Origin of the sequence: Micromonospora sp. CCTCC AA 2012012 (assembly GCF_040499845.1) — a bacterium.
GTDB lineage: Bacteria > Actinomycetota > Actinomycetes > Mycobacteriales > Micromonosporaceae > Micromonospora > Micromonospora mangrovi.
The window spans coordinates 3,323,443-3,346,641 of the sequence record NZ_CP159342.1 but is presented as its reverse complement, the minus strand read 5'-3'; the positions used below and the strand labels follow the sequence as shown (position 1 = coordinate 3,346,641).

Annotated in this window: 22 protein-coding genes; 10 read left to right on the top strand and 12 right to left on the bottom strand. The window is 74.9% G+C overall.

Annotated elements, in window-relative coordinates; all coding sequences use genetic code 11:
* Nucleotides 1–48: 48 nt before the first annotated feature.
* From ABUL08_RS14500 to ABUL08_RS14490, 3 genes are all read right to left on the bottom strand, one after another.
* The gene (locus ABUL08_RS14500; RefSeq protein WP_350938625.1) at nucleotides 49–1,011 is read right to left on the bottom strand and encodes a sensor histidine kinase; all 963 of its coding nucleotides are present in this window, start codon (nucleotides 1,009–1,011) and stop codon (nucleotides 49–51) included.
* Nucleotides 1,011–1,838 carry an MEDS domain-containing protein gene (locus ABUL08_RS14495; protein WP_350938378.1) on the bottom strand — a complete coding sequence of 276 codons (828 nt, stop codon included), beginning with the start codon at nucleotides 1,836–1,838 and terminating at the stop codon, nucleotides 1,011–1,013. Before ABUL08_RS14495 ends, ABUL08_RS14500 begins: the two co-directional genes overlap by 1 nt.
* Before the next feature lie 135 nt (nucleotides 1,839–1,973).
* Nucleotides 1,974–3,077, bottom strand: a complete 1,104-nt coding sequence (locus ABUL08_RS14490; RefSeq protein WP_350938376.1) for a hypothetical protein — start codon at nucleotides 3,075–3,077, stop codon at nucleotides 1,974–1,976.
* A gap of 224 nt (nucleotides 3,078–3,301) precedes the next feature.
* On the opposite strand from ABUL08_RS14490, the gene ABUL08_RS14485 reads away from it, so the two are divergent.
* Nucleotides 3,302–5,098: a SpoIIE family protein phosphatase gene (locus ABUL08_RS14485; RefSeq protein WP_350938375.1), complete on the top strand. Its 1,797-nt coding sequence runs from the start codon at nucleotides 3,302–3,304 to the stop codon at nucleotides 5,096–5,098.
* Nucleotides 5,099–5,117: 19 nt separating this feature from the next.
* Here the strand turns inward: ABUL08_RS14485 and ABUL08_RS14480 are convergent, their stop codons facing one another.
* A complete protein-coding gene (locus ABUL08_RS14480) occupies nucleotides 5,118–5,633 on the bottom strand; it encodes a 2'-5' RNA ligase family protein (protein ID WP_350938373.1) in 516 nt (171 codons plus the stop codon).
* 85 nt (nucleotides 5,634–5,718) lie between these two features.
* Between ABUL08_RS14480 and ABUL08_RS14475 the strand changes: the two genes are divergently transcribed.
* The gene (locus ABUL08_RS14475) at nucleotides 5,719–6,228 is read left to right on the top strand and encodes a mycothiol transferase (RefSeq protein ID WP_350938371.1); all 510 of its coding nucleotides are present in this window, start codon (nucleotides 5,719–5,721) and stop codon (nucleotides 6,226–6,228) included.
* Here the strand turns inward: ABUL08_RS14475 and ABUL08_RS14470 are convergent.
* Nucleotides 6,198–7,187, bottom strand: coding sequence for a glycoside hydrolase family 88 protein (locus ABUL08_RS14470; RefSeq protein WP_350938369.1), 990 nt, complete (start codon nucleotides 7,185–7,187; stop codon nucleotides 6,198–6,200). The genes ABUL08_RS14475 and ABUL08_RS14470 overlap by 31 nt on opposite strands.
* Nucleotides 7,188–7,246: 59 nt before the next feature.
* Between ABUL08_RS14470 and ABUL08_RS14465 the strand changes: the two genes are divergently transcribed.
* The 3 genes from ABUL08_RS14465 (at nucleotide 7,247) to ABUL08_RS14455 (ending at nucleotide 10,601) form a co-directional block, all read left to right on the top strand.
* Nucleotides 7,247–8,089 (top strand): DUF6671 family protein, encoded by an 843-nt coding sequence (locus ABUL08_RS14465; protein WP_350938367.1) that lies wholly within the window; start codon nucleotides 7,247–7,249, stop codon nucleotides 8,087–8,089.
* A gap of 92 nt (nucleotides 8,090–8,181) precedes the next feature.
* On the top strand, nucleotides 8,182–8,556 hold the full coding sequence (locus ABUL08_RS14460; RefSeq protein WP_350938365.1) for an SCP2 sterol-binding domain-containing protein: 375 nt from the start codon (nucleotides 8,182–8,184) through the stop codon (nucleotides 8,554–8,556).
* Entirely contained in the window at nucleotides 8,556–10,601 is a 2,046-nt protein-coding gene (locus ABUL08_RS14455; protein ID WP_350938363.1) for an amylo-alpha-1,6-glucosidase, read from the top strand. Before ABUL08_RS14460 ends, ABUL08_RS14455 begins: the two co-directional genes overlap by 1 nt.
* Nucleotides 10,602–10,627: 26 nt before the next feature.
* Here ABUL08_RS14455 and ABUL08_RS14450 read toward each other — a convergent pair whose 3' ends face one another.
* Complete coding sequence (locus tag ABUL08_RS14450) at nucleotides 10,628–11,173, bottom strand: carbonic anhydrase (protein ID WP_350938360.1); 546 nt, start codon at nucleotides 11,171–11,173, stop codon at nucleotides 10,628–10,630.
* Nucleotides 11,174–11,256: 83 nt separating this feature from the next.
* Between ABUL08_RS14450 and ABUL08_RS14445 the strand changes: the two genes are divergently transcribed.
* Together ABUL08_RS14445 and ABUL08_RS14440 are read left to right on the top strand one after the other, a co-directional pair.
* Nucleotides 11,257–15,447 carry a putative inorganic carbon transporter subunit DabA gene (locus tag ABUL08_RS14445; RefSeq protein ID WP_350938358.1) on the top strand — a complete coding sequence of 1,397 codons (4,191 nt, stop codon included), beginning with the start codon at nucleotides 11,257–11,259 and terminating at the stop codon, nucleotides 15,445–15,447.
* A 38-nt stretch (nucleotides 15,448–15,485) separates the two neighbouring features.
* The gene (locus ABUL08_RS14440) at nucleotides 15,486–15,815 is read left to right on the top strand and encodes a P-II family nitrogen regulator (RefSeq protein WP_350938356.1); all 330 of its coding nucleotides are present in this window, start codon (nucleotides 15,486–15,488) and stop codon (nucleotides 15,813–15,815) included.
* Here ABUL08_RS14440 and ABUL08_RS14435 read toward each other — a convergent pair.
* From ABUL08_RS14435 to ABUL08_RS14420, 4 genes are all read right to left on the bottom strand, one after another.
* Nucleotides 15,797–16,555, bottom strand: a complete 759-nt coding sequence (locus ABUL08_RS14435) for a Pr6Pr family membrane protein (RefSeq protein WP_350938354.1) — start codon at nucleotides 16,553–16,555, stop codon at nucleotides 15,797–15,799. The genes ABUL08_RS14440 and ABUL08_RS14435 overlap by 19 nt on opposite strands.
* Before the next feature lie 46 nt (nucleotides 16,556–16,601).
* Nucleotides 16,602–17,063, bottom strand: a complete 462-nt coding sequence (locus tag ABUL08_RS14430) for a DUF427 domain-containing protein (RefSeq protein ID WP_350938352.1) — start codon at nucleotides 17,061–17,063, stop codon at nucleotides 16,602–16,604.
* Between the two features lie 84 nt (nucleotides 17,064–17,147).
* Nucleotides 17,148–17,972, bottom strand: a complete 825-nt coding sequence (locus ABUL08_RS14425; protein WP_350938351.1) for a hypothetical protein — start codon at nucleotides 17,970–17,972, stop codon at nucleotides 17,148–17,150.
* A 116-nt stretch (nucleotides 17,973–18,088) separates the two neighbouring features.
* Nucleotides 18,089–18,595, bottom strand: coding sequence for a DinB family protein (locus tag ABUL08_RS14420; RefSeq protein WP_350938349.1), 507 nt, complete (start codon nucleotides 18,593–18,595; stop codon nucleotides 18,089–18,091).
* Nucleotides 18,596–18,720: 125 nt separating this feature from the next.
* Between ABUL08_RS14420 and ABUL08_RS14415 the strand changes: the two genes are divergently transcribed.
* Together ABUL08_RS14415 and ABUL08_RS14410 are read left to right on the top strand one after the other, a co-directional pair.
* Complete coding sequence (locus ABUL08_RS14415) at nucleotides 18,721–19,623, top strand: DUF72 domain-containing protein (RefSeq protein ID WP_350938348.1); 903 nt, start codon at nucleotides 18,721–18,723, stop codon at nucleotides 19,621–19,623.
* 74 nt (nucleotides 19,624–19,697) lie between these two features.
* A complete protein-coding gene (locus ABUL08_RS14410) occupies nucleotides 19,698–19,886 on the top strand; it encodes a GTPase activator (protein WP_350938346.1) in 189 nt (62 codons plus the stop codon).
* Nucleotides 19,887–19,944: 58 nt separating this feature from the next.
* Here the strand turns inward: ABUL08_RS14410 and ABUL08_RS14405 are convergent, their stop codons facing one another.
* The gene (locus tag ABUL08_RS14405) at nucleotides 19,945–21,549 is read right to left on the bottom strand and encodes an alpha/beta fold hydrolase (RefSeq protein WP_449288901.1); all 1,605 of its coding nucleotides are present in this window, start codon (nucleotides 21,547–21,549) and stop codon (nucleotides 19,945–19,947) included.
* Between the two features lie 222 nt (nucleotides 21,550–21,771).
* Between ABUL08_RS14405 and ABUL08_RS14400 the strand changes: the two genes are divergently transcribed.
* Nucleotides 21,772–22,374 (top strand): GNAT family N-acetyltransferase, encoded by a 603-nt coding sequence (locus ABUL08_RS14400; protein WP_350938341.1) that lies wholly within the window; start codon nucleotides 21,772–21,774, stop codon nucleotides 22,372–22,374.
* Nucleotides 22,375–22,414: 40 nt separating this feature from the next.
* Here ABUL08_RS14400 and ABUL08_RS14395 read toward each other — a convergent pair whose 3' ends face one another.
* On the bottom strand, nucleotides 22,415–23,068 hold the full coding sequence (locus ABUL08_RS14395) for a GOLPH3/VPS74 family protein (protein WP_350938340.1): 654 nt from the start codon (nucleotides 23,066–23,068) through the stop codon (nucleotides 22,415–22,417).
* Nucleotides 23,069–23,199 lie beyond the last annotated feature (131 nt).

Here is a 23,199-nt window from a genome sequence, read left to right as displayed (position 1 = left end):
GCCCTCGACCGTAGGGCGGTCGAGGGGCCCGGTCCAGGGGCCGACCGGTCAGACCGGGAAGTGCGGATTGCCCGCGGTGAGCCGCAGCGTGAAGCCGTCCGGGTCGCGTTGCAGGGCCACGTGGTTGCAGGACTGGTAGCTGATCCAGAGCCCCAGGCCACCCGCTGTGCCGGTGGTCGCCGGGAGCAGCCCGGCGAACGGGTCGTCGGGGCCGGGGCCGGCGTCGCGGACGCTCACCACGATCCGGTCCTCGGCGCTCCACAGCGTCATCCGCACCTGCGGCCTGCCGTGCCGCAGCGCGTTGGTCACCGTCTCGCTGACCGCGACGACCAGGTCCTCGACGTCGTCGACGGGGAGCTGTCCCTTGTCGGCGGCGTAGACGGCGGCGCGGGCCTCCGCGGGGGTGGGGTCGGTCAGCTCGACCACGGGCGGGTCGTGCTGCACCGGGTCCAGCAGCATCGGTCGCGGCTCGCTCAGGTAGCGGCGCGGTTCGGTGTAGACGCCGGTCGGCACGTGGCTGCCGTCCGGGCGGGCCTCCCGGGGATGGGTACGGGCCACGTCGTGCAGCACCCCCGCCGGGGCGATCCGGGTGTCGTACGCGCACATGCTCCAGAGCGGGAAGTCGTCGTACGCGTGGTTGATGGCCGACTCGTAGCGGGCCCACCAGTCCCAGGTGGAGCCGAAGGAGGCGGGCGACAGTTCGCCGACGATCCGGATCTGCTGCGCCCCCTCGGCGACGTACGCGGAGAGCAGCTGCCGGTAGGAGCGGATCGCGCCGGTGGGCCGGGCGTACACGTCGCCGCCGGGCAGGAACGTCACCGGCGAGCCGGCCGGCAGGGCCCGGCGGACCAGGTCGGTGTTGCGTTCGCCGAAGCCCACCAGGGTGGGTTCGCCGTTCGCCACGCCGTCGAGCAGGAAGGGCAGCACGACGGCGAGCAGGTGCTCCTCGGAGTCGAAGAAGATCGCCTCGTGGAAGTAGCCGGCGTGCCCGGCGGCGGCACCGGTGCGCATCACGCGGCCTCCACCCGCACCTCGGCGAGGTCGAGGAGTTCGACCAGGCGGGCGGCGGTGGACCGGGACGTGCGCAGGACGGCGGTGGCGCCCTGCCGGCGGGCGTGGTCGCGCAGGTGGAGCAGGCTTCGGTGGTCGATGTAGCGCAGGTGCCGCGCGTCGATCGTCAGCCGGCCGTCGACCGGCTCGGGGTGGGTCTGCGCCAGCACCTCGGCGAAGAGCGTGTGGTTGGACGGGTCCAGCTCGCCGGCGAGGGCGAAGGCGCCGTCGTCCGGGCCACCGGCGTGCAGTTGGAACAGCCCGTCGGTGTTCTCCTCGGCGTGCAGGCAGGCCAGTTCGGCGACGGCCTGCTCGCTGAGTTCACGCCGGTCGTAGGCGCAGATCGCCGACATCGGGCGACGCTGCATGTAGCGGTCGATCAGGTGCTCGTAACGGAGGAACGCCTGGCGCTGCGGGGGCGTCCGGACCAGCGAGGTGGCCTCGGCGACCACCCGCAGCCCGGTGTGGCCGGCGGCCAGCGCCGCATCCGTCGCCGCGGCGTACGCCCGGACCTGGGACTCGGGGTCGACCACGTGGTCGTCGCGGTAGGCGTCCCTGATCGGGACGATGCTGACGGCACCGTGTCGCAGCGCGTCGGGGAGGCCGGGCAGCGGCTCCAGTCGGCGGGTCAGCGCCTCCGGCGTGCCGTCCGCGATCAGCCACACGCGCTCACCGGCGGCGAGCCCGGCGGCCAGAAACGCCACCGCGCGGCGGTCGAGTTCCGCCGTGTCGTCGTATGCCCAGCAGATGTGCCCGGACCCGCCTGACGGCGTGACGTCGCTGGTCACGCGGGATGCCTCATGGCGTCAGTCTATGCCGATCCGTGGAATCGACCAGTTCACCCTTCGCGGCGGGGCCGCGCCGGGCCGGTCGGGGGACTCCGGCCCGGCGGGGCCGGACCGGAGTCGTGGTCCGGCCCGGGGTCAGCCGAGTTGCAGGTTGCGCCAGGCGGTCGACTCCAGCGGCGGGTCGCCCAGCTCGAACTCCGCCCAGTTGTTCCAGTAGGCGACCGCGTCCACGTCCGCCTGCTGACGCAGCCAGGTGACGTGGTCCTTCAACGTCTGCGCCCGGCCCGCCCCGGTGGTGTCGGCGGTGGTCCGGGTCAGGCCGTACTCGGGGACCAGCAGCCGGATCCCCGGGTACGCCGCCCGGACCTTGCCGAAGGACACCCCGAACATGCGCGACGCCGTCCAGTACGTCGCGGTGTCCCGGGAGTAGCAGTCGATCCCGTAGTGGGTCATCCCCGGGTAGCCCCAGTCGGTGGGGTTGCCGCCCCCCTCGTCCAGCCAGTACCGGGTGACGATCGGCCCGTGCCCGAGGACCCAGCGCTTCTTCGGGTGCGCGGCCACGATCTGCGACACCCGCGTCGCCGTGGTCCGGTACGTCGCCGGCGCGACGTCCCCCATCGGCTCGTGGTACCAGGTCAGGTAGATCGGCCGGCTCAGCCCGTCCAGCCACGAGGTGAGCTGCTCGACGTCGTCCTTCCAGGAGACGTGCATCACCGCCGACGGCGCGTCGACGAACTTCCCGGCGTTCAGCGCCGGCAACTCGGGCAGGACGTCCGCGTCGGGACCGTCCGTGCCGAAGTCCCGCATGTACCGGATGTCCGGGTATTCGGCCACGATCCGCTGGGTCCGGGCGCCCTTCTCGGCGCTCATCCCCACCAGCAGCGGCACGGTGACGGTGGTGGTGGCGGTGGTGGTGTGACCCGCCGCGTCCCGGACCACGGCGGTCAGCGGCACCGTGCCCCGGCCGGCGAGCACGGTGACCGTGAAGCGCGTCGGGTCGGTGCCGCTCGGGGTGATGGTCACCCCGGTCGCGGTGGTGGTGAGCTGCCAGGTCAGCGGCACCGCCAGATCCACCCGGACGGAGGTGTCCCAGGCGGCCCCGGTCGGGTCGCTCACCCGCCCCGGGAAGGTGAGCAGGCGGGAGTCGGGATGATAGGCGTCGATGACGACGGTGGTGGACTGTCCGGGCAGCAGCACCGAGGGTGTCGCGCTGACGGAACGGATGACGGGAGCGGCCATGGCGTGCCTCCGATAGGTGATCCAGGGTCGCCAGCCGCCCCTCCTGGGTGGCGTGGAACGCCCTGACCTGCTTGTCCGTCAGCCTTCTCGCGTACCGTCACGGGGCCATCACCTGACCAGATGGCGCAAAACCGGGCCGCGACCGGACGTGGTGGCGGTCACCGGGGGCCCGTGTGCTGTGCTGTCCGTGACCATGGACGGATGGCGGCGGAGGGAGGGACCGGGTGCGCGGAGGTCACGCGGAGCGGTCGTCGGCGCCGCGCGTACCGGACTGGACCCGGCAGCTCACCCCCCGGCTGACCGGTTCGCTGACCGACCACTGGTTCACGGCCCTCTATGAGACGCCGCTGATCTTCTCCGGGATCCTCGACGGGCGGGGCCGGCTGCTCGACGCCAACCGCGCCTCGGTCGAGGGGTGCGGTCTGGACCGGGCCGGCACCCTCGGCCGGCCGTACTGGGAGGGCGGCTGGTGGGCTCCCGATCCGCAGCTCAGCTCCCGGCTGCGGGACTGGTGCGAGGAGGCGGTGCGCACCGGCGAGCCGTTCCGCACCGTGAGCCACTTCTTCCTCGGCGACGGCAGCCGGCGGATGGTCGACCTGGTGCTCACGCCGGTCCGGGACGGCGACCAGCCGTACCTGGTGGCGACCGGGCTGGACGTGACCGACGCGATGGCGGCCCAGCGGGCGCGGGCCGATCAGGCCGAGGTCGAGGCCGACGCGCTGCGCCAGGTCGCCGCGGCCCACCAGCGGGAGGCGGGCGCCGTGCAGCGCGCCGACGAGCGGCTGCACCGGATGGTGCTGGTGGCGTTGGACCTGCTCAGCGCCGAGACCGTGGAGGACCTGGTCGACATCATGGTGGACCGGGCGGTGCCGGTGCTCGGCGCCGACGGCGGCGCGGTGGTCGTCCGGGAGGGCGGCGACCGGCTGCGGGTCGTGGTCGGGCAGCGACTCGGCCCCGAGGTGCAGGCCGCCTACCGGGATCTGCCGTTCGACAGCCCGCTGCCCGGCTGCTGGGTGGCCCGGCACGGGGAGCTGGTGCTGCTGCCGAGCCGCCCCGCCGGCGTCGCGTTCGCCGCCGAGATGATCGAGGTGTACGAGAGCACCGGCCGGTCCGCCTGGGCCTTCCTGCCGCTGCGGGTCGGCACCCGGCTGCTCGGCTCGCTCGCCGTCTCCTGGGTCGACGAGCGGCGGTTCCGCCCCGACGAGATCACCATGCTGGAGGCGTTCGCCGCGCAGTGCGCGCAGGCGCTCGACCGGATCCAGCAGCTCACCGCCCAGCGGGCCAGCGCGCTCGCCGCCCAGCGCCTCTCCGAGGCGTTGCAGCACAGCCTGCTCACCTCCCCGCCGACCGCCGGCGCGCTCGACATCGCGGTCCGCTACCAGCCGGCGGCGGACGGCGCGCACGTCGGCGGTGACTGGTACGACGCCTTCGGCACCGCCGACGGGGGCACCGTGCTCGTCGTCGGCGACGTCACCGGCCACGACCGGGACGCGGTGGCCGCGATGGGGCAGCTGCGCAACGTGCTGCGCGGACTGGCGTACGACAGTGCCGACGGGCCGGCGGCGCTGCTCGGCCGGCTCGACCGCGCGCTGCGCGGACTCCAGGTCCGGGCCCTGGCCACGGCGGTGCTGGCCCGGATCGAGCCGACCCCGCAGGGCTGGTGGCTGCGCTGGTCCAACGCCGGGCATCCGCCGGCCCTGCTGCGCGGCCCGTGGGGCGGGGTGCGGCAGCTCGCCGAGCACGGCCTGATGCTCGGGGTGCACCCGGGCGGCCCGCGGCGCGAGCAGGGTCTGGAGCTGCTTCCCGGCAGCACCCTGGTCCTCTACACCGACGGCCTGGTGGAGCGCCGGGACGACGTGCTCGACCAGGGCATCGCCGAGCTCACCCTGCGGTTGGAGCAGGTCGGCGACCTGGATCCCGAGCGGGTCTGCGACCTGCTGCTGGAGGTGGCGCCGACCGGCCACGAGGACGACATCGCCCTGCTGGTGATGCGCTGCTGCGGCCCGCCGGACGGCCGCTGAGCGCGGGCCCACGGGTGGGTCAGGGCAGCGGGTGGGAGATGCCCCGGGCGTGGTCGGTGATGGCCGCGCCGACCACCGTCGCGGTCAGCGGCAGCACCTCCAGGCACCGGCGTACCGCCGCTGCCATGAGCGCGTTCGGCACCCGCATGGAGAGCGTGCAGTGCGGCACCCAGCGGCCCGGCTGGTAGTGCTCGACCAGCGTGATGCCGGCCCGGGCCAGCCGCTGGTGCACCTGGGCGTGGTGGGCCAGCAGCTCGGCGCTCGGCGTGGGGCCGAGCCAGAGCACCCGGCCGACGAACTGCCCGGCGTGCTGGAACTCCAGCCGCAGCGGGGCGGCCACCACCAGGCCGCTGAGCGCCTCGGCGACCCGGTCCGGGTCGAAGCGGTCGGCGACGGCGAGCGAGACGTGCGGCCGGTGCCGCTGTTCCAGCAGTGAGCGCATGCTCTGCACGCCCTCGGACTCCAGCGCGTCCCAGAGCACCCGGATCCGCCGGGTGGCCCGGGTGTCGAGATACAGCTCCAGCGCCGCCACCACATGATCACCGTAGCGGTCCAGGTTTGCCGGGCGGCCTACGCGGTACAGCCAACCCCGGCGGCGACGGTGGAGGGGTGTGGTCCGGATGGACGCGAAGGAGCTGTTGACCGAGGCGTACGACCGGGTGCCCGGGCTGGTGGCGGCGGCGGTGGACGGGCTGGACCCGGAGCAGCTGCGGCAGGCCCCGGGACCGGGGGCGAACCCGGTGGGCTGGCTGGTCTGGCACCTGACCCGGATCCAGGACCACCACGTCGCCGACCTGCTCGGCGAGGAACAGGTCTGGATCTCCGGGGACTGGGCGGGGCGGTTCGGGCTGGCCCCCGACCCGGACGACACCGGGTTCGGACACACCCCGGAGCAGATCGCCGCCGTCCGGCCACGGAACGCGCAGGTGCTGGTCGACTACCACCGGGCGGTGGCCGAGCGGACCGGGGCGTACCTGCGCGGGCTGGGCCCGGCCGACCTGGACCGGGTGGTGGACGAGAACTGGGACCCGCCGGTGACCCTCGGCGTCCGGCTGGTCAGCGTGCTGGAGGACGACCTCCAGCACGCCGGGCAGGCCGCCTACGTGCGCGGGCTCGTCGTGCGGGACTGACCCGTCGCCCGGGTCAGGGCGGCGTGGGCGAGCAGGTGGAACGCCTGCGCCTCCGGCGAGGTGCCCGGGCGGGCGAAGTCCGGCGCGCCGCTCACCCCGGTCACCCGGCCGTACCGGTCGACCCGCCGGCTGGCGGCGGCCAGCAGCTGCGCGCCGGTCCCGGCGTACGACCCGGGCAGCCACCCGTCGGCCACCCCGGTCAGGGCCGCGTACGCCAGCATCTGCGCGGTGTTCGCCTCCCGGAAGGTGCCCGGGTCGTCGAGCACGTCGGAGAAGAGCCCGTCCTCGCGGCGGTGCGCCAGGCAGGCGTCGAGCACCGCGCGGGCGTGCCCGGCCCACTCCTCGCGCGCCCCGGCCGGCCAGGACGGCGCGTGCCGCAGTGCCCGGGCGATGCCGGCCACCACCCAGCCGTTGCCGGTGCCCCAGTGCTCGGGCCGGTCGAGTTCCCGGCGGTCCTCGTCCCAACGGGCGGCGTAGAGGCCGGTGTGCGGGTCGTGCAACCGACGGCGGTGGCCGGCGAGCTGCGCGACGGCCAGGTCGGTGCGGCCGGTCAGGGCCAGCAGCGGCACCACCAGATAGACCGTGTCGGCCCAGACCTGCCGGTTGTCGAGCAGGTGGAACAGGGTGCCGTCGGCGGCCCGGGCGGCCCGGGAGACGAGCCAGTCGAGCTGGGCGTCCAGCGCGGCGGTCCAGCGCGGGTCGGGGTCGTGGCGGGCGGCGTACCGGACCGCCTCGCCGCAGGCCGCGCCGTTGACCGCCCCCACCTCCCCGGAGACGTCACCGAGCCGGCCGTCCGGGTGCTGGCGGGTGACCGCCGCGTCGGCCAGCAGCACGACCAGCTCGTGCTGGCCCAGGTCGAGCAGCGCGTGCGCGGTCACCCCCTGCTCCCAGGACTGCCGCTGCATCGCCAGCAGCGCGCGCAGCACCCGCCCGGTGGTGTCGTCAGCTCCGCCGATCATCTCCTCGCTCTACCCTGTTCCGGCCGGCTTCACCCAGACACACGAACTACAATTCGTACGTGTACCGGAACGTGGTCGGGGCGCTCGCCACCCGGCACGGCAAGCGGGCCGCCCTCGCCGCCCCGCTGCGCCGTGCGGTCGGGCTACGGCTGCGGGTGCCCGACGTCGACACCGACGCGCTCGGCACCTTCACCGGCGAGGTGCCCCGGACCGCGCCCGCCGACCGGCTCGTGGTCACCAAGGCCCGGCTCGGCGCCGCCGCCGCCGGCTGCCCCGTCGGGGTGGCCAGCGAGGGCAGCTTCGGCCCGCACCCGGCCGCCCCGTGGTGCCCCCTCGACGTCGAACACGTCGCCCTGGTCGACGACCGGATCGGGCTGGTCCTGGTCGAGCGGGCGGCCAGCACCGACACCAACCACGCCGAACTGTTCACCGACGGCGACGACCGGGCCGGACTGCTCGCCTTCGCCCGGCGGGTCGGGCTGCCCGGGCACGCGCTCACCGTGCTGCCGGCGGTGCCGCCGGACGGGACGTACCCGATGGTGAAGGGGATCGTCCGGCTGCCGGCGCTGCTCGCGGCGGTGACCGACGCGGCGGCGGCGAGCCGTGACGGCCGCGCCCGGGTCGCCGCCGACCTGCGCGCCCACCACAACCCGCGCCGGATGCGGGTGATCGCTGAGGCCGGTCGGCGGCTGGCCCGGCGGCTGGCCACCCGCTGCCCGGCCTGCGCCGGCCCCGGCTGGGGTGTGGTCGGCACCCGCCCGGGCCTGCCCTGCCGGGCCTGCGGCACGGCCACCGAACGGGTCGGCGAGCTGATCCACGGCTGCCCGCTCTGCGACCACCGCGTCACCGCGGCCCCGGCCGACACCGCCGACCCGGCCGAGTGCCCCCGCTGCAACCCCTGACCGTGCCGCTCACCCGGATCGGGTGAGTGGTGATCACCCCTTTTGCGGGAACCCGGACCGGGCGGCAGCCACGCGTGGGGGGACGAGGTGGGATGGTCACGTCAGCGGGACGCTACCTGGAGCGGTCGGTGGCCGGTCGGCACCCGGACCTGCCGGAGACCACCTCGGGCACGCTGCGGTTGGACATCAGCGAGGACGGCCGGACCGAGCACTGGTATCTCACCCTCGACCGGCAGCACGTCGAGGTGAGCCGCTCCGCCGAGCACGCCGACCTGGTGGTCCGCGCCGACCGGGAGGTCTTCGACCGGCTCGCCGCCGGGGAGAGCCACATCGGTACGGCGCTGCTGCGCAACGACGTGACGGTGCAGGGCGACATCAAGCTGCTGATGACCCTGCGCCGGATCTTCCCCGGCCGGCCCGGGGCGCGGCACCCCAGGGACGTCACCGACTCCTCGGACGGGCGCTGATGAAGCAGGAACGGGTCCATGTCATGGCGGGCAACACGTTCGCGGTGAGCGACGCGACCGGCGACATGCGACCGGACCCGCACGCACCGATGGGTCTCTTCTCCTTCGACACCCGGTTCCTGTCCCACTGGGTCCTGACGATCGACGGGCAGCCGCTGAGTCCGCTGTCCCGGGACGACATGACCTACTTCGAGACCCGCTTCTTCCTGGTGCCCGGCACCGCCAGCCACTACATCGACGCCGACGTCTCGGTGATCCGCCACCGCTCGATCGACGACAGCTTCAACGAGCGGATCACCCTGCTCAACCACTCGGCCGAGGCCGTCGAGTTCACCGTCCGGATGGAGATCGGCAGCGACTTCGCCGACACCTCCGAGATCAAGGGCCCGCGCCCGCGCCGGGTCGCCGCGCGGGTCGAGGAGAACCGGCTCCGGCTCTGCCACGAGCGGGAGCGGTTCACCCGGGAGGCCATCGTCTCCAGCACCGTCGCGGCGCAGGTCGACCCGGGCGGCATGACGTTCCGGATCACCGTGGCGCCGCGCGGGACCTGGACGACCAACCTGCACGTGGCGATGACCATCCGTGGCGAGGGGGCCCGGGACCTGCGGGCCAGCCTGGAGTCGCACCAGCGGCAGGTCCGCGACGACATGCGGGAGGACCTGCGGCAGTGGCTGGAGCGGGCGCCGACGCTGGTCGCCGAGCGGCAGCCGCTGACCGACGCGGACCTCGCGGCGCTGACCGACCTCGCCGCGCTGCGGTACGCGCCGCTGGCGTACACCGACCGGGTGCCGGTGGGTGGGATGCCGTGGGCGATGGCCCTCTACGGCCGGGACAGCCTGATCACCTGCCTGGAGACCCTGGCGTTCACCCCCGAGCTGGCGGCGCCGACACTGCGGCTGCTCGCCAACGGCCAGGGGGGCCGGCTGGACGACGACCACGACGAGGAGCCCGGCAAGATCCTGGCCGAGACGCGGTACGGCGAGTCGGCCGCCTTCGGCGAGCAGCCCACCTCGCTCTACTACGGGGCGGCCGACACCACGCCGCTCTTCGTGATCCTGCTCGACGAGTACGAGCGCTGGTCCGGCGACGTGGAGCTGGTGCGGGAGCTGCGGCACCCGGCCCGGATGGCGCTGGACTGGCTCGACGAGTACGGCGACAGCACCGGCGACGGCTACCTGCGCTACCGGCGGCGTGGTTCGCGCGGGCTGCTCAACCAGTGCTGGAAGAACTCACCGGACGCGGTGGTGGACCAGTACGGCCGGCAGCCCGCCTTCCCCCGGGCCACCTGCGAGCTTCAGGGCTACGCCTACGACGCGAAGATGCGGGGCGCGCGGCTCGCCCGCGACATCTGGGACGATCCCGGGTACGCCGACCGCCTCAGGCGCGAGGCGGCGGCCCTGAAGGAACGGTTCAACCGGGACTTCTGGTTGCCGCAGCGCGGCTACTACGCGTTCGCGTTGGGGCCGGACGGTCGACCGGTCGACGCGCTCACCTCCAACATCGGCCATCTGCTGTGGAGCGGGATCGTCCCGCCGGAGCGGTCGGCGCAGATCGCCGGGCACCTGCTGGGGCCGCGGATGTTCACCGGCTGGGGGGTGCGCACCTTCGCCGAGGGGCAGTTGCCCTACAACCCGGTCGGCGCGCACCTGGGCGGGGTCTGGCCGTCCGACAACGCGCTGATCGCGGCGGGGCTGCGCCGCTACGGCCACGACGAGGAGGCGGCCCGGATCGTGGCCGGCATCTTCGCCATGGCGGAGACGCTCGGCGGCTCGGTCCCCGAGGTGATCGCCGGCTATCCCCGCGACCTCACCCGGTACCCGGTCCAGCTGCCGGCGGCGGGCCGCCCGCAGTCCTGGGCGGCGGGGGCCCTGATGATGCTGCTCGCCACCACGTTGGGGCTGTATCCGGTGGGCGAGAACCTGCTGGTGCGCCCGGCGCTGCCCGACGGGTTCGGGTGGTTGGACCTGCTCGACATCCCGGGCCGGTGGGGGCTGACCGACGCCTACGGCCGTGAGCACCGGGTCACCGGCGCGCGGATCCGCTGACGCGGCGACCCGGCGCCGAGCCCGGGTCAGCGGGGGGCACCGGCCGGCCGGGCGGCGGGCGGGCGGGCCCGGGAGCGCAGCCGGGCCGCCGGGGCCGGGGCGACCCGGGGGACCGGCCGGACCCGGCCCAGCTCGGCCCGCCAGGACATGCCGACCACCGCGCAGTGGCCGGCGGTGACGGCCCGCGCCAGCAGCGTCGAGCGCTGCAGCAGCAGGGCGGCGGCCCGTCGTACCGCGCCGTCGCCGGCACCGGCCGCCGCGCCGCAGCGGTCGTGTCCGAGCACCACCACCAGGGGTACGCCGAGCCGGTCGACGGCGTACTCCAGGCTGCCCAGCACGCTCGGGCCGACGGCCAGCCCGGCGGTGCGGACCACGTAGAGATCCACCCCCGGGAAGAGCGTCTCGGCGGCCGGCTGCGGGTCGGCGCAGCTGAACACGGCGACGGTGGGTGCGGGGCCGGGTGATCCGGTCGCCGTACCGGCGAGGTAACGGCGGTGACCGGCCCGGAGTGCGGCCAGCGCCGCCAGCGGCGGGTGGAGTGGGCCGTCCGACGGGTTTCCGGGGTTCGGCATTGTCGCCTCCTCGACTGTTGTGCGAGCCACAATACACGAAATGAAAAACGTGTTCTATGGTTCGTACAACAGAGGAGGTGGTCATGGTCCTGTCCGATCCACTCGTTCCGTTGGTCCTCGCCCTGCCGGCGGTGGCCGCACTCGTCCCGCTGACCGGCACCGACCAGCGGCGCTCCAGCCGCGTCGTGACCCGACTGCTCGCGGCGACCGCCGTCGGGGCCCTGGCGCTCTTCGTCCTGGTCGCCGTCGGCGGTGCCGTCGACCAGACGTACGCCCGGCTCACCCCGGGCGGCGTGCCGGTCAGCCTGGGCGTCACCGTGGACCGCTTCGGCGCGCTCTTCGTGCTGCTGGTCTGCGGGATCGCGGCGGTCGTCGCCGGGTACGCGCACCGCTACCTGGACGGGGAGCCGGCCGCCGCCGCCTTCCAGGCCCGGGTCGCCGCCGCCACCGCGGCCACCCTGGTCATGGCCACCGCACCCGGCCTGGTCCAGCTCTGGATCGGGTGGACCCTGGCGGGCTGGTGCCTGGTCGGGCTGATCGGCCACCACCGCGAGCAGCCCCGGGTCCGGGCGGCGGTCCGCCGCGTACGCCGGCTCTTCGCCCTCGCCGACCTCGCCCTGCTCGCGGCGGTGGCGCTGCTGGCCGTCGCGCTGCGCGACACCGACCTGGCCGCCGTCCGGGCCGGCGCGGCCGGGCTGCCGACCCCGCTGCTCGTCACCGTCGGCCTGCTGCTGCTGGTCGCCTGCGTGGTCCGCTCCGCCCAACTGCCCGCCCACCGCTGGCTGCCCACCACCCTCTACGCACCCACCCCGGTCAGCGCCTTCCTGCACGCCGGCATGGTCAACGTGGCCGGCTTCCTGCTGATCCGGCTCGCCCCGGTGGTCGTCGCGGTGCCCGTGGTGACCGCCGCGATCCTGCTGGTCGGGCTCGGCACCGCCGCCGCCGGCACCCTCTTCGCCGCCGTGCGCACCGACGTCAAGGGCGCCCTGGCCCGCTCCACCATGGCGCAGATGGGCTTCATGCTCGTCCAGGTCGGCCTCGGCGCCTTCGGTCTCGCCGCCCTGCACCTGGTCGGGCACGGCGTCTACAAGGCGTACGCCTTCCTCTCCGCCGGGGGCGCGGTGCAGGCCCGGGTGGCCGCCGACCAGGCCCCGCCGCCGGTCGGTCCCCGCCCGGCCCACCGGCTGCTCCCGGCGCTGGCCCTCCTGGTCGCCACGGTGCTCCTGGTCGAGGTCGCGGTCGGCGGCAGTCCGCTGGCGGCGGGGCTCGCCGCGCTCGCCGGGGTGGCCGCGCTCGACGCGGCGCTGCGCGACCGGGCGCTCCCCGTCCGCGCCGCGCTCGGGCTGACCGCCGCGGTGACCGGGCTGGCCGGCGGATACCTGCTGCTCGGCGCGCTGGCCGACCGGTGGCTCGGGCTGGACGCCGCGGTCCACCCCGCCGGCCTCGCCGTCACCGCCGTCCTGCTGGCGGGCGTGGCGCTGCTGGTCCGGCTGGCGCCCCGGCACCGGATCGACCGGCTCTGGTGGTGGGCCTGGCGGGACGGCGTCGCGCCCCGGCCCGCCCGCCGTTCGGTGCCCACGCCCCGGGTGCCCGTCGTGGACCGGGCCGACGGGGTACGCGCCGCCGCCGCGGTCGCCGCCGCGACCGACCTGGTCGGACCGGCCTGGCCGGTGGACACCTTCGTCGCGGTCAACCCCCTCGCCGGGCTGGAGCGGGAGCCCTTCCCGGCCGCCACGACCCGGCTGCGCGCCGTCACCGGCGCCACCACCCACCTGCCGCCGGAGCACTACCGCGCCCGGTACGCGACCGGCGCGATCAGCGACGCCGACCTGACCGCCGCGCTGGCCGACGCGGGGCTGCCCGCCGGGCCGGCGGTGGTGCTGGGGGAGCGGCTGCTGGACCCGGCCGAGCTGCACCGGCTGGTGCTGCGGCACGGCCCGCACGACGGACCCGTGCCCGGACCGGCCCTGCTCGCCGCCGCCACCCGCGCGCTGACGGCGGGCCTCGGCCCGGTCGAGTCCCGCTCCGACGCGGCCGACGGGCGGACCCTCGCCGAGCTGCTGGACGACGCACTCGGCACCCGGGTCGCCGCGACCGTCGACGACCTGGTGGCCGACTGGCTGGCCGCGCACTGCGGGCGGGCGCAGGCCCGCTGGCCGGCCCCCGGCGACCCGGCGGCGGGCTGCTGGCCGCGCTGGCGGGACGTGGCCGGCACCGACCCCGGCCCGGTACGGCACGGCGTCGCCGGCTTCGCCACCCTGGTCGCCGCGCTGCCGTCCGCGCCGGAACGCGCCGTGGCCGCCCTGCTGCGCGCCCTCGACGTGCCGGAGTCCGAGTGGGCGGAATACCTGGGCCGGTCGTTCGCCCGGCTGCCCGGTTGGGCCGGGTACGCCCGCTGGCGCGCCACCCACCCCGGCGACCGTCCCCCGCTCACCCCGGTGGAGCTGCTCGCCGTCCGGCTCGCGTACGAGCTGGCGCTCGGTGCGGCCGTCGCGGCCCGCCGGCTCGACGTGCCGGGCACGCTGCCCGCGGTACGGGCGGCGACCGCCACGGCGTACCGCGCCGGGGCGACCCCGCTCGTCGACCCCGTGCCGCTGGCCCGGCTGGCCCGGCTGCTCGATCTCGACGCCGACCGGCTCGACGCGCTGCCGCCCGGGTCGGTGACCGCCCTGCGGGCCGCCCTCGACGCCCTGCCACCGCACCGGCAGTCCGAGATCTGGCTGGTCGCCGCCGAACACGCCTACCGTCGGGGGCTGCGCCACCAGCTCGACCGGCCGACGACGGCGGCACCGGTCGAGGCCGCGCCGACGGCCCAGGCGGTCTTCTGCATCGACGTGCGCTCCGAAGGGCTGCGCCGGCACCTGGAGGCCGTCGCGCCGGTGCGGACCCTCGGCTTCGCCGGCTTCTTCGGCCTGCCGGTCCGCACCGTCGCGGACGGCGCGAGCGAGGGCCGCGACCGCTGCCCGGTGCTGATGCGCCCGGTGGCCACCGTCGCCGAGCCGGCCGACGGCGACCGGGCCGACCGGCGCCGCACCCGGCAGGGCTGGCGCCGGGCGTACGCGGGGGCGAAGGGTGATCCGGTGGGCGCGTTCGTCTTCGTCGAGGTCGCCGGGGTGCTGGCCGCCGCCGGGCTGCTGCTGCGCGCCGCCGCTCCCCGATGGCTGGCCGGTCGCCCGGAGGACCCGGCGGTCGGTGCGCCCGAGCTGGATCAGGCGTTGGAGCTCGACGAGCGGGTCTACTACGCGGAGGCGACCCTGCGCACGATGGGCCTCACCGCCGGCTTCGCCCCGCTGGTGCTGCTCTGCGGGCACGGCGCGACCAGCGCCAACAACCCGTACGCCGCCGCGCTGGACTGCGGCGCCTGCGGCGGCAACCGGGGCGGGGTGAGCGCGCGGCTGGCCGCGGCGCTGCTGAACGACCCGGCGGTCCGGGCGGGGCTGGCCGGGCGGGGCATCGACGTGCCCGCCGGGACGCGCTTCGTCGCCGGGGAGCACGACACGGTCACCGACGAGGTGCGGATCCTCGACCCGGTGCCGGCCGGCCACGCGGAGCCCCTCGGGCGGCTCGTCGGGCACCTCGCCGAGGCGGGACGGCGGCTGCGCGCCGAGCGGGCCGCGCGGCTGCCGGACCGGCCCGCCACCGACCGGGTCGGCGGGCGGTCGGTGGACTGGGCGCAGGTCCGTCCGGAGTGGGCGCTCGCCGGCAACGCCGCGTTCATCGCCGCGCCCCGGGACCTCACCGTCGGCCGGGACCTGGGCTGCCGGACCTTCCTGCACTCGTACGACTGGTCGGCCGACCCGGCCGGCGTGGCCCTGGAGACGATCATGACGGGTCCCCTGGTGGTGGCCGAGTGGATCAACCTCCAGTACTACTTCTCCAGCGTCGACCCCGAGCGGTTCGGCGCGGGCACCAAGACGGTGCACACCGTGCTGGGCGACGGCATCGGGGTGCTCTCCGGCGCCGGTGGCGACCTGCGTACCGGCCTGCCCCGGCAGTCCGTGAGCGACGGGCGGGAGCTGGTGCACGAGCCGCTGCGGCTGCTCGCCCTGGTCCGGGCGCCCCGCCCGCTCGTCGACGCCGTCCTGGACCGCAACCCGGCGCTGCGGGACCTCACCGACGGCGGCTGGCTCCACCTGATCGCCCTCGACCCGACCGACGGCGGCTGGTGGCAGCGGACCCGCGGTGGCTGGCGGGAACTCCCGCCGACCCCGGTGCCGGCCGCGCCCGTCGTACCGGCCGGGGAAGCCCGTCCCACCCTCGTCCCGTCGAGCTGAGTCGTCCCGTCCTGTCCAACCGAAACTGGGAGCGTGTCATGAACGAGCTGGGTCTGACCCGGATGGTCAAGGTGGAGATCGTGGTCCGCGGCGACGACGTCGAGGCGGTGCGGGACCTGCTGCACGCGGCCGGCGTCAGCGGCTGGACCAGCCTCTCCGGGGTGTCCGGCTTCGGCCACCACGGCAACCACGAGGGGCGGCTGCTGTTCAACGAGCGGGCCGGGCTGGTGCTGCTGATCACCGTCCTGCCGCCGGACCGGGCGGCGCCGGTGGTAACCGGGCTGCGCACGCTGCTGGACCAGCGTCCCGGGGTGATGTTCGTCGGCGAGACCTGGGTCAGCCGGCCGGACTACTTCCGGGCCGACTGAGCCGCGCCGCGATCGGGCCCGGCCGCGTCGAGCGACCCGCCGGGCGTGACCTGCCCGCCGGGCGTGACCTCCCCGTCCGGGGCGGTCCGCCCGGCGGTCGCCGCGCGCCGCCGGGCGCCCCGGGACAGGCCGCGGTCGACGCCGACGAAGAGCAGACCGAGGAGCCAGAACGCGAACGCGAAGAAGAGCGAGCTGACCCCGACGCCGTCGTAGCCGAGCTGCCCGGCGTCGATGAACGGGTACGGGTAGCGGTGCACGATCAGCCCGCGCACCAGCGCGAACCCCAGGTACGCCAGCGGGAACGCCAGCCACCAGGCCGCGTACCGGGGGCGCAGCCGGCCGCGCTGGTCGAACAGCGCCCAGTCCGCGACGGCCAGCAGCGGCACGACGGTGTGCAGGAACTGGTTGCCCAGCGCCTCGCCCAGCGCCCGGTGCGGCTGGACCATCGCGAACGGGCTGGCCGGGTTGGCCAGCACCAGGTGGTAGACCACGCCGGTGATGGTGATGTAGAGGGTCACCGCGCCCTTGAGCGCCGACGGCGGGTCGGGCCGGTCCTGCCAGGCGCGCCAGCCGGCGTACCCGGCGAAGAGGCCCACCGCGACGTTGCTCTGGATGGTGAAGTACGGCAGCAGTCCGGTCACCGTGGCCGGGCCGAGCGCGGTGAGCACGATGCCGGCCAGCACACTGATCACGATCGCCAGGCGGAAGGCGACCGCCAGACGTCGACGCCGCGGGGTCATCGGGGCAAGTTATCAGGCCGCCGCGCGCCGGTCACCGGCCCCGGCCTCACCAACCGAGGGTGCCGGGGGCGCCCTTGAACGGGCCGGTGACGTCGCTGGTGATCCACCCGCCGTAGAAGTCGCCGGGCTGCACCTCCACGCGCTCCCCGTCGACCCGGCACTCGTCGACCCGCCCGGGATAGAAGGCGACCGCCCCGGCCAGGTCCGCGTACGCCGGGGTCGGGTGTTCGTACGACCAGGCGGCCTCGGGGACCCGGACGTCGCCGACCACCAGGTCCCAGTAGCTCGCCTCGCCCTTCCACTCGCACCAGGTACGTCGCGGGTCCGGCTCCAGCCGCGCCCCGGTCACCTCGCCCCGGGGGACGTAGTAGACCGGCGGGTGGGAGGTCTCCAGCACCCGCCAGCAGCGGTCGCTGTCGACCACGGTCACCCCGGCGTGCCGCACGGTGATCCGGCGGCCGGTGCGCTCCAGCCGGGGCGGGCGGGGATAGTCCCAAACCGATTCCATGCCGCCACGCTACCCAGCTCCGGGTCCCGGGCGCGACGACCCCGACAGAGCGGCCCACCTCGGGGTTCCCGCGCCGACGTCGGGTCAGTGGGTGCCGGGCCCCTCGGGGGTCTGCACCTGACCCGCCGGCCCGACCGGGCGATGGGTGGTGACGGTCGGCGCGCCGGGGATGACCGGGGTGGACGGGTTCGACGGCGTGCCCGGGATGGCGGGGGTGCGCCCCGGTCGGCTCGGCACCCGGCTGGCCGGCGGTGCGCCCGGTCGGCCGGTCTGGCTCGCGCCGGGAGTGCCCTGCCGGTCGCGTCCGTCGAGCAGCCGGTCACAGTAGCCGGCCACCCGGTCCCGGTCCCCGGCGGCGGTGACCAGTTCCGCGAAGCGCGCGGTCGCCAGCGCCCGACGGCGTTCCTCGCCCGTCTGCTCGCGGTAGGTGGTGCAGAGCCGGCGCAGGACGGGTGAGGCGTCCGACCCCGTGGGGGTGCCGCCCGGTGTCGCCGCCGACGGGTCGGTGCCGCCGCTCGGCGAGGGCCGGGCGTCGGTGGTGGCGCTCGGCGGCGGAGCCGTCACCTCGTCGCCGCCGCCGCCGCGGAGCGGGCCGGGCAGCGTGCCGGTGGCGGCGGCGAGCGCCACGCCACCGGTGGCGGCGACCAGCAGACCGGCGAGGGCGAGCTTCGCGCTGAGCAGGCCGGCCAGGACCCGCCGGGGCGGCGCCGCCGGCACCGGCAGCGAGCCGGCCCGGGCCATCCGGTACGCCCGCAGCGCGGCCCCCTCGCCCGTCAGCTCACTCGGGTGGGGGGCGGCGCGGACGGCGGTGAGGATCCGGACCAGCGCCTCCGGACCGTCCTGCGGGTCGGCGACGGGACCGACGAGCAGTCGCTCGACGGTCTCGGAGTCCATGCGGTGTGCGTTCATCTCGTGTCCCTCAGCGCCGCCACCCGCCACGACGTCACATCGGAACCCCGCGCACGCCGACGGGCACGGCGGTGGATTGGGGCACCACCGCCGCGTCACCGGATCGCGCCCGCAGGTCAGCCCATCGTCTTCGCCCCGTCGATCGACTCACGGAGGATGTCGGCGTGCCCGGCGTGCTGGGCGATCTCGGCGAGGACGTGCAGCAGCACGCGGCGGACCGTCCAGGTCGCCCCGGGCTCGAACCACGGCGCCTCCGGCAGCGGGTGCGCGGTGTCGAGGTCGAGGGTGGCGACCAGCGCGTCGAACTCCCCGGCCACCCGGTCGAACTCGTCGAGCAGCCCGGCGAGGGTCTCACCCTCCTGCATCCGGAACTGCGCGACCCAGTCGACCGGCTCGCTCCGCATCGCAACGGCGCCGCCGACCATGAAGCGCGCCCAACGCAGCTCCATCGACGCCACGTGCTTGATCAGGCCGCCGAGGCAGAGCTCGCTGACCGTGCTGCGGCGTGCCGCCTGCTCGTCGTCGAGCCCGGTCACCGTCTGCCGCAGGAAGCCCCGGTGTCGTTGCAGGGTGCTGAGCAGGTCGGCCAGTTCGCCGCTGCGGTGCTGGTCGGTGGAGGTCATGCGGTCCGCCCTTCGCGTCACGAAAGGAGGCCAGGATAGGAGCGCGCACCGACAGTTCCGGGGCTTCCACACCGGACCGCCGCCTCCGGTTGCCGATCCGGACGAACGGGGGTGAACTGAATTACATGGGTGTCATCAAGGTGGGCACGTCGTCCTGGGCGGATCAGATGCTGGTCCGCTCCGGCTGGTACCCGCGCGCGGCCAACACTCCGGCCGGTCGGCTCCGGCACTACGCCGAGCGGTTCGGGCTGGTCGAGGTGGACACGTCGTACTACGCCATCCCGCTGCCGGAGACGGCCGACGGCTGGGTGGCGGCCACCCCGCCCGGTTTCACCTTCGACGTCAAGGCGTTCAGCCTCTTCACCGGCCACCACACCCCGGTCAGCATGCTGCCCCGGGAGTTGCGCCCGACCGGCGGCCCGACCCGGATCCGCTGGCGTGACCTCTCCGCCGGGGCGTACGACGAGCTCTGGGACCGGTTCCACGCGGTGCTGGCGCCGATCGCGGCGGCCGACCGGCTCGGTGCCGTGCTGCTGCAGTTCCCGCCCTGGTTCGCCCGCACCGACGCGGCGAAGCGGCGGATCGCCGACGTGGCGGCGCGGTGCCGGCCCTGGCGGGTCAGCGTGGAGCTGCGGCACGCCTCCTGGTTCGCCGAGGACGCGGTGGTCGACACGGTGACCTTCCTGCGCGAGCGCGACCTCACCTACGTCTGCGTCGACATGCCCCAGGGGCACGTCTCCTCGGTGCCGCCGATCCTGACCGCCACCGCCGACCTCGCCGTGGTCCGGTTCCACGGGCACAGCACCGCATGGGAGAGCGGCGACAAGCAGGAGAAGTTCCGGTACGCCTACGGCGAGCAGGAACTGCGCCGCTGGTCGGTGCTGCTGACCGAGCTGGCCGACGAGTGCGCCGAGCTGCACGTGCTGATGAACAACTGCTGCGGCGACCAGGCGCAGCGCGACGCCGCGCGGCTCGCCGGGCTGCTCGGCGTCGACGCGCCCGGCCCCCGCCCCGCCGCCGTCGGCTGAGCCGGGCCGGTCAGGTTTTCCCCGGTCCCGGCCGGGTACCGGCGGTGCCGAGGACGTCGGACGAGGGGGAGCGGATGAGCGAGCGCGAGAAGCGGGACGACGCGACGGCCGGGGCGCCCGAGCACCGGGACCCCGAGCAGACCCGGGAGGCCGAGGAGGCGCACGGCGGCAGCATGGCCCCCGGCCTGGTGGACGACACCGGTCACCCGGTGGTGGAGCCCTCCGTCATGGGCGCGCCGGGGGAGGACGGCACCGGCTCCTGAGCCGACAGCGGGACGCCCGGGTCGGTGGTGCACCGACCCGGGCGTCCCGTCGTTCACGTCAGCGGACGCCGATCAGCCGCCGCAGCTCGCTCCGCTCGGTGTCGGCCGGGGCGAGGGACGGGGCCGCCGACCGGGCGGAGGCCGCCGGGTCCGGCTGCGGCACCGGGTCGCACTGCACGTCCGACCGTCGGCCGCCGACCCGCTGCGGCAGCGCGCCCGTCGCCAGGTACGCCGCGATGGTGTCGTCCACGCACGCCACGCCGTTCAGCGAGCCGGCGTGCGTGGTGCCACCCACGCCCTCGACCAGCACCGCCTTCGGGAACCGGCTGCGCACCTCCAACGAGCCCGAGTACGGCGTCGCCGCGTCCAGGGTCTCGCTGATCAGGAGGACGCCGCCGACCTTGCGACCGTCGATCTTCACCGGCTTGCCGACCTGGCCGTCCCACCAGATGCACGGGGCGTTGAACCAGGCGTTGCCCCACGTCTCGAAGGGCGCCTTGGCGAAGGTCCGCCAGTTGTCGGCCCGCCACCGGTTCCAGTTCGTCGGCCACTGCACGTCGGTGCACTGCACCCCGAGGTAGACGGCGAAGCCGTTGTCCGTCCCCGGGCCCTGCGGGTTGGAGCTGTCGTAGAGCGCCTGGAGGGTCTGCCAGTCACCGTCGTGCACCCAGCCGGCGAACGCCTTGGCGACGTCGGCCCAGCCGAAGACGTAGTAGCCGGCCTGGAGGAAGATGTCCGACCACTCGTCCGGCCCGATCACCCCACCGGCGGGCTTCTTCAGCAGCTTGAGCTGCTGGGCGTAGAAGAGCCGCTCGACCGCCCGGCCGGTGCGGCCCAGGTGGTAGACGTCGTCGTGCTTCGCCACCCAGTCGAAGTAGAGCTTGATGTTCCGGTCGAAGGCGACGTCCTGGTCCAGGTTGGCCTGGTACCACACCTTGCGCGGGTCGACGTTGCCGTCCAGCACCATCCGCCGGACCCGCTGCGGGAAGAGCGTCGCGTAGACCTGGCCGAGATAGGTGCCGTACGAGAAGCCGTAGTAGTTGATCTGGTCCCGGCCTAGCACCTTGCGGATGCTGTCCATGTCCCGGGCCGAGTCGGTGGTCTTCAGGTGGTCCAGCAGGTCGCCGCCGGCCGCCGCGCACGCCTTCGCGTAGCCCTTGGAGCGGGCCAGCCAGGTCTTCTCCAGGTTCGGCGTGGCCGGCACGTAGAACGGCCGGTTGTGGGCGAAGTAGTCGCCGTCGCAGGACAGCGACGGCTGCGAGGAGCCGACCCCGCGCGGGTCGAAACCGATCCAGTCGTACGCCTCGCCGGCGCCGTTCGGCACGTACTCGCCGAGCACCGAGAGGGTGAGTCCGGAGCCGCCCGGGCCACCCGGGTTGACCAGCATCACGCCCTGGTACTGCGCGTCCGGGGTCTTGTGCCGGATCCGGGACACGGCCAGCTTGATCGTCGTGCCGTGCGGGTGGGCGTAGTCGAGCGGCACCTGCACGAACCCGCACTCGGCGCCCCGGCGCTGCAGGCCGGGGCTCTCGCACGCGCCCCACGCGACGGGCGGCGGGGTGTACGACACCTGGGCGGCCGCGGGTCGGGGCCCGGGTGCCGCCTGCGCGGGACCGGCAACCGCGCCGCCGAGGATCAACCCGGCGGTGGCGGTGGTCGCCACGAATCTCTTCATACCGTCCCTTTCGATCTGTCGCACCGGGACGTTGCGGGTCCCGGTTTCCGTGCCGAGTCTGCTACCGCAGGTGCCGCTGAGGGAAGGGCTGGTGTCACATCGATCGCGACTGGCGGACCGCGCCGAGTGTCCACCCCGAACGCTGGTAGCGTGCCGGGCGTTCGTGTCCACAGTGCTGGTCGGTGCGACCAGGGTTCGGGAGAAGAGCCAGTGTCAGATTGGCAGGGCGAGGTCCGGCGGGCGTCGCGCGACGACGCGCAGGTGGTCACCGTGATCCTGGCGGAAGCGTTCATGCGGGACCCGGTGAGCGGGTGGATCTTTCCCGACGAGGCGCACCGGGCGCAGTCCCACCCCGCCTTCTTCGGGGAGTTCGTGGCGCTGGCGCTGGAGGCCGGCGAGGTGCACCTGGCCGGCGACGGGGCCGGTGCCACCCTGTGGCTGCCGGTCGACGGCAGCGAGGCCGGTGGGGAGGAGCCGGATCTCCTCGCGGCGCTGGAGCCGACCATCGGCCCCGAGGCGGCGAAGCGCTTCAGCGTGCTGGACGAGCTGATGACCGCGAACCACCCGGAGCAGCCGCACTGGTATCTGCCGTTCATCGCCGTGCACCCCGACCACCACGGTCGGGGCGTCGGCTCGGCGCTGCTGCGGCACCAGCTCACCCGGCTCGACGAGATGGGCTCGGCCGCCTACCTGGAGGCCAGCTCGCCGCGGAACGCGGCCCTCTACGAGCGGCACGGCTTCGGCCGCCGGGAGGTCACCCTCGACCTGCCCGACGGCCCGAGCCTCTATCCGATGTGGCGCGACCCGGCCTGATCCGGCCCGCCCGCCCTGCCGTCGGTGGGGCGGGCGGCGGTCAGCGCCGTACCGAGACGGTGGCGGCGTCGAGGGCGGCGACGACCGCCCCGAGCAGCCCGTCCAGCGGCGGCGGCAGGTATTTGCGGCAGTCCCGCATCCGCGCGCTCACCTGCTCGTCGAAGACGTTCGAGCCGAGGCCGACCGCGCCGGTCAGCGCCGCCAGCAGCAGCGTCTCGGCGTCCAGGTCGGTGCGCTGCTGACGCATCAGCAGGGCGGTGAGCCGGACCCGGGGTGAGGCCGCCTGGTTGGGGTCGACCGCGGGCCACCGGACCGACCGGCGCAGGGCGCGGCCCTGCTCGCGCCGGACCACCCCGGCGGTCGCCAACCGGGTGCCGACCCGCTCCTGGATGTTCAGGTGGTCGCGCAGGTAGCGGATCCACAACCGGGTCGGGTGCACGCCGTCACGGCCCATGATCTCGGTCACCAGCAGGTCGGTGAGCGGCTCCTGCCAGAGCCGGCGGTCGACGGCGATCACCCCGCCGTTCTCGATGGTGACCCGACGCTCGAAGATCAGTTCGGCCAGCGCCGCGCCGGCCAGGGCGCAGTTGAGCCGGTCGAGGGCTCCGTGTGGCTTTCCGGAGAACTCGTCATGGCCGATCAGGAACAGGGCGTCGGCGAGCCGGTAGACGGAATGTGCACTGTGGTAAGTCATCGGAATCCCTCAGCGGGGGGCGGCCGTGAGCATCGACACGGCACGGTACGGCATGAACACTCACAGTTCAATTCGGACAGACAGCCGAACGTTGTAAATAGTTATCCGAAGTGGACTTGTGACGGATCGTG

Excerpts from the sequence above, each read along its gene's own strand:
- ABUL08_RS14500 (WP_350938625.1), bottom strand. The coding sequence starts at position 1,011 with ATGCGCACCGGTGCCGCCGCCGGGCACGCCGGCTACTTCCACGAGGCG.
- ABUL08_RS14490 (WP_350938376.1), bottom strand. The coding sequence starts at position 3,077 with ATGGCCGCTCCCGTCATCCGTTCCGTCAGCGCGACACCCTCGGTGCTG.
- ABUL08_RS14475 (WP_350938371.1), top strand. The coding sequence starts at position 5,719 with ATGGACGCGAAGGAGCTGTTGACCGAGGCGTACGACCGGGTGCCCGGG.
- ABUL08_RS14470 (WP_350938369.1), bottom strand. The coding sequence starts at position 7,187 with ATGATCGGCGGAGCTGACGACACCACCGGGCGGGTGCTGCGCGCGCTG.
- ABUL08_RS14460 (WP_350938365.1), top strand. The coding sequence starts at position 8,182 with ATGGTCACGTCAGCGGGACGCTACCTGGAGCGGTCGGTGGCCGGTCGG.
- ABUL08_RS14455 (WP_350938363.1), top strand. The coding sequence starts at position 8,556 with ATGAAGCAGGAACGGGTCCATGTCATGGCGGGCAACACGTTCGCGGTG.
- ABUL08_RS14450 (WP_350938360.1), bottom strand. The coding sequence starts at position 11,173 with ATGCCGAACCCCGGAAACCCGTCGGACGGCCCACTCCACCCGCCGCTG.
- ABUL08_RS14445 (WP_350938358.1), top strand. The coding sequence starts at position 11,257 with ATGGTCCTGTCCGATCCACTCGTTCCGTTGGTCCTCGCCCTGCCGGCG.
- ABUL08_RS14440 (WP_350938356.1), top strand. The coding sequence starts at position 15,486 with ATGAACGAGCTGGGTCTGACCCGGATGGTCAAGGTGGAGATCGTGGTC.
- ABUL08_RS14435 (WP_350938354.1), bottom strand. The coding sequence starts at position 16,555 with ATGACCCCGCGGCGTCGACGTCTGGCGGTCGCCTTCCGCCTGGCGATC.
- ABUL08_RS14430 (WP_350938352.1), bottom strand. The coding sequence starts at position 17,063 with ATGGAATCGGTTTGGGACTATCCCCGCCCGCCCCGGCTGGAGCGCACC.
- ABUL08_RS14425 (WP_350938351.1), bottom strand. The coding sequence starts at position 17,972 with ATGAACGCACACCGCATGGACTCCGAGACCGTCGAGCGACTGCTCGTC.
- ABUL08_RS14420 (WP_350938349.1), bottom strand. The coding sequence starts at position 18,595 with ATGACCTCCACCGACCAGCACCGCAGCGGCGAACTGGCCGACCTGCTC.
- ABUL08_RS14415 (WP_350938348.1), top strand. The coding sequence starts at position 18,721 with ATGGGTGTCATCAAGGTGGGCACGTCGTCCTGGGCGGATCAGATGCTG.
- ABUL08_RS14410 (WP_350938346.1), top strand. The coding sequence starts at position 19,698 with ATGAGCGAGCGCGAGAAGCGGGACGACGCGACGGCCGGGGCGCCCGAG.
- ABUL08_RS14395 (WP_350938340.1), bottom strand. The coding sequence starts at position 23,068 with ATGACTTACCACAGTGCACATTCCGTCTACCGGCTCGCCGACGCCCTG.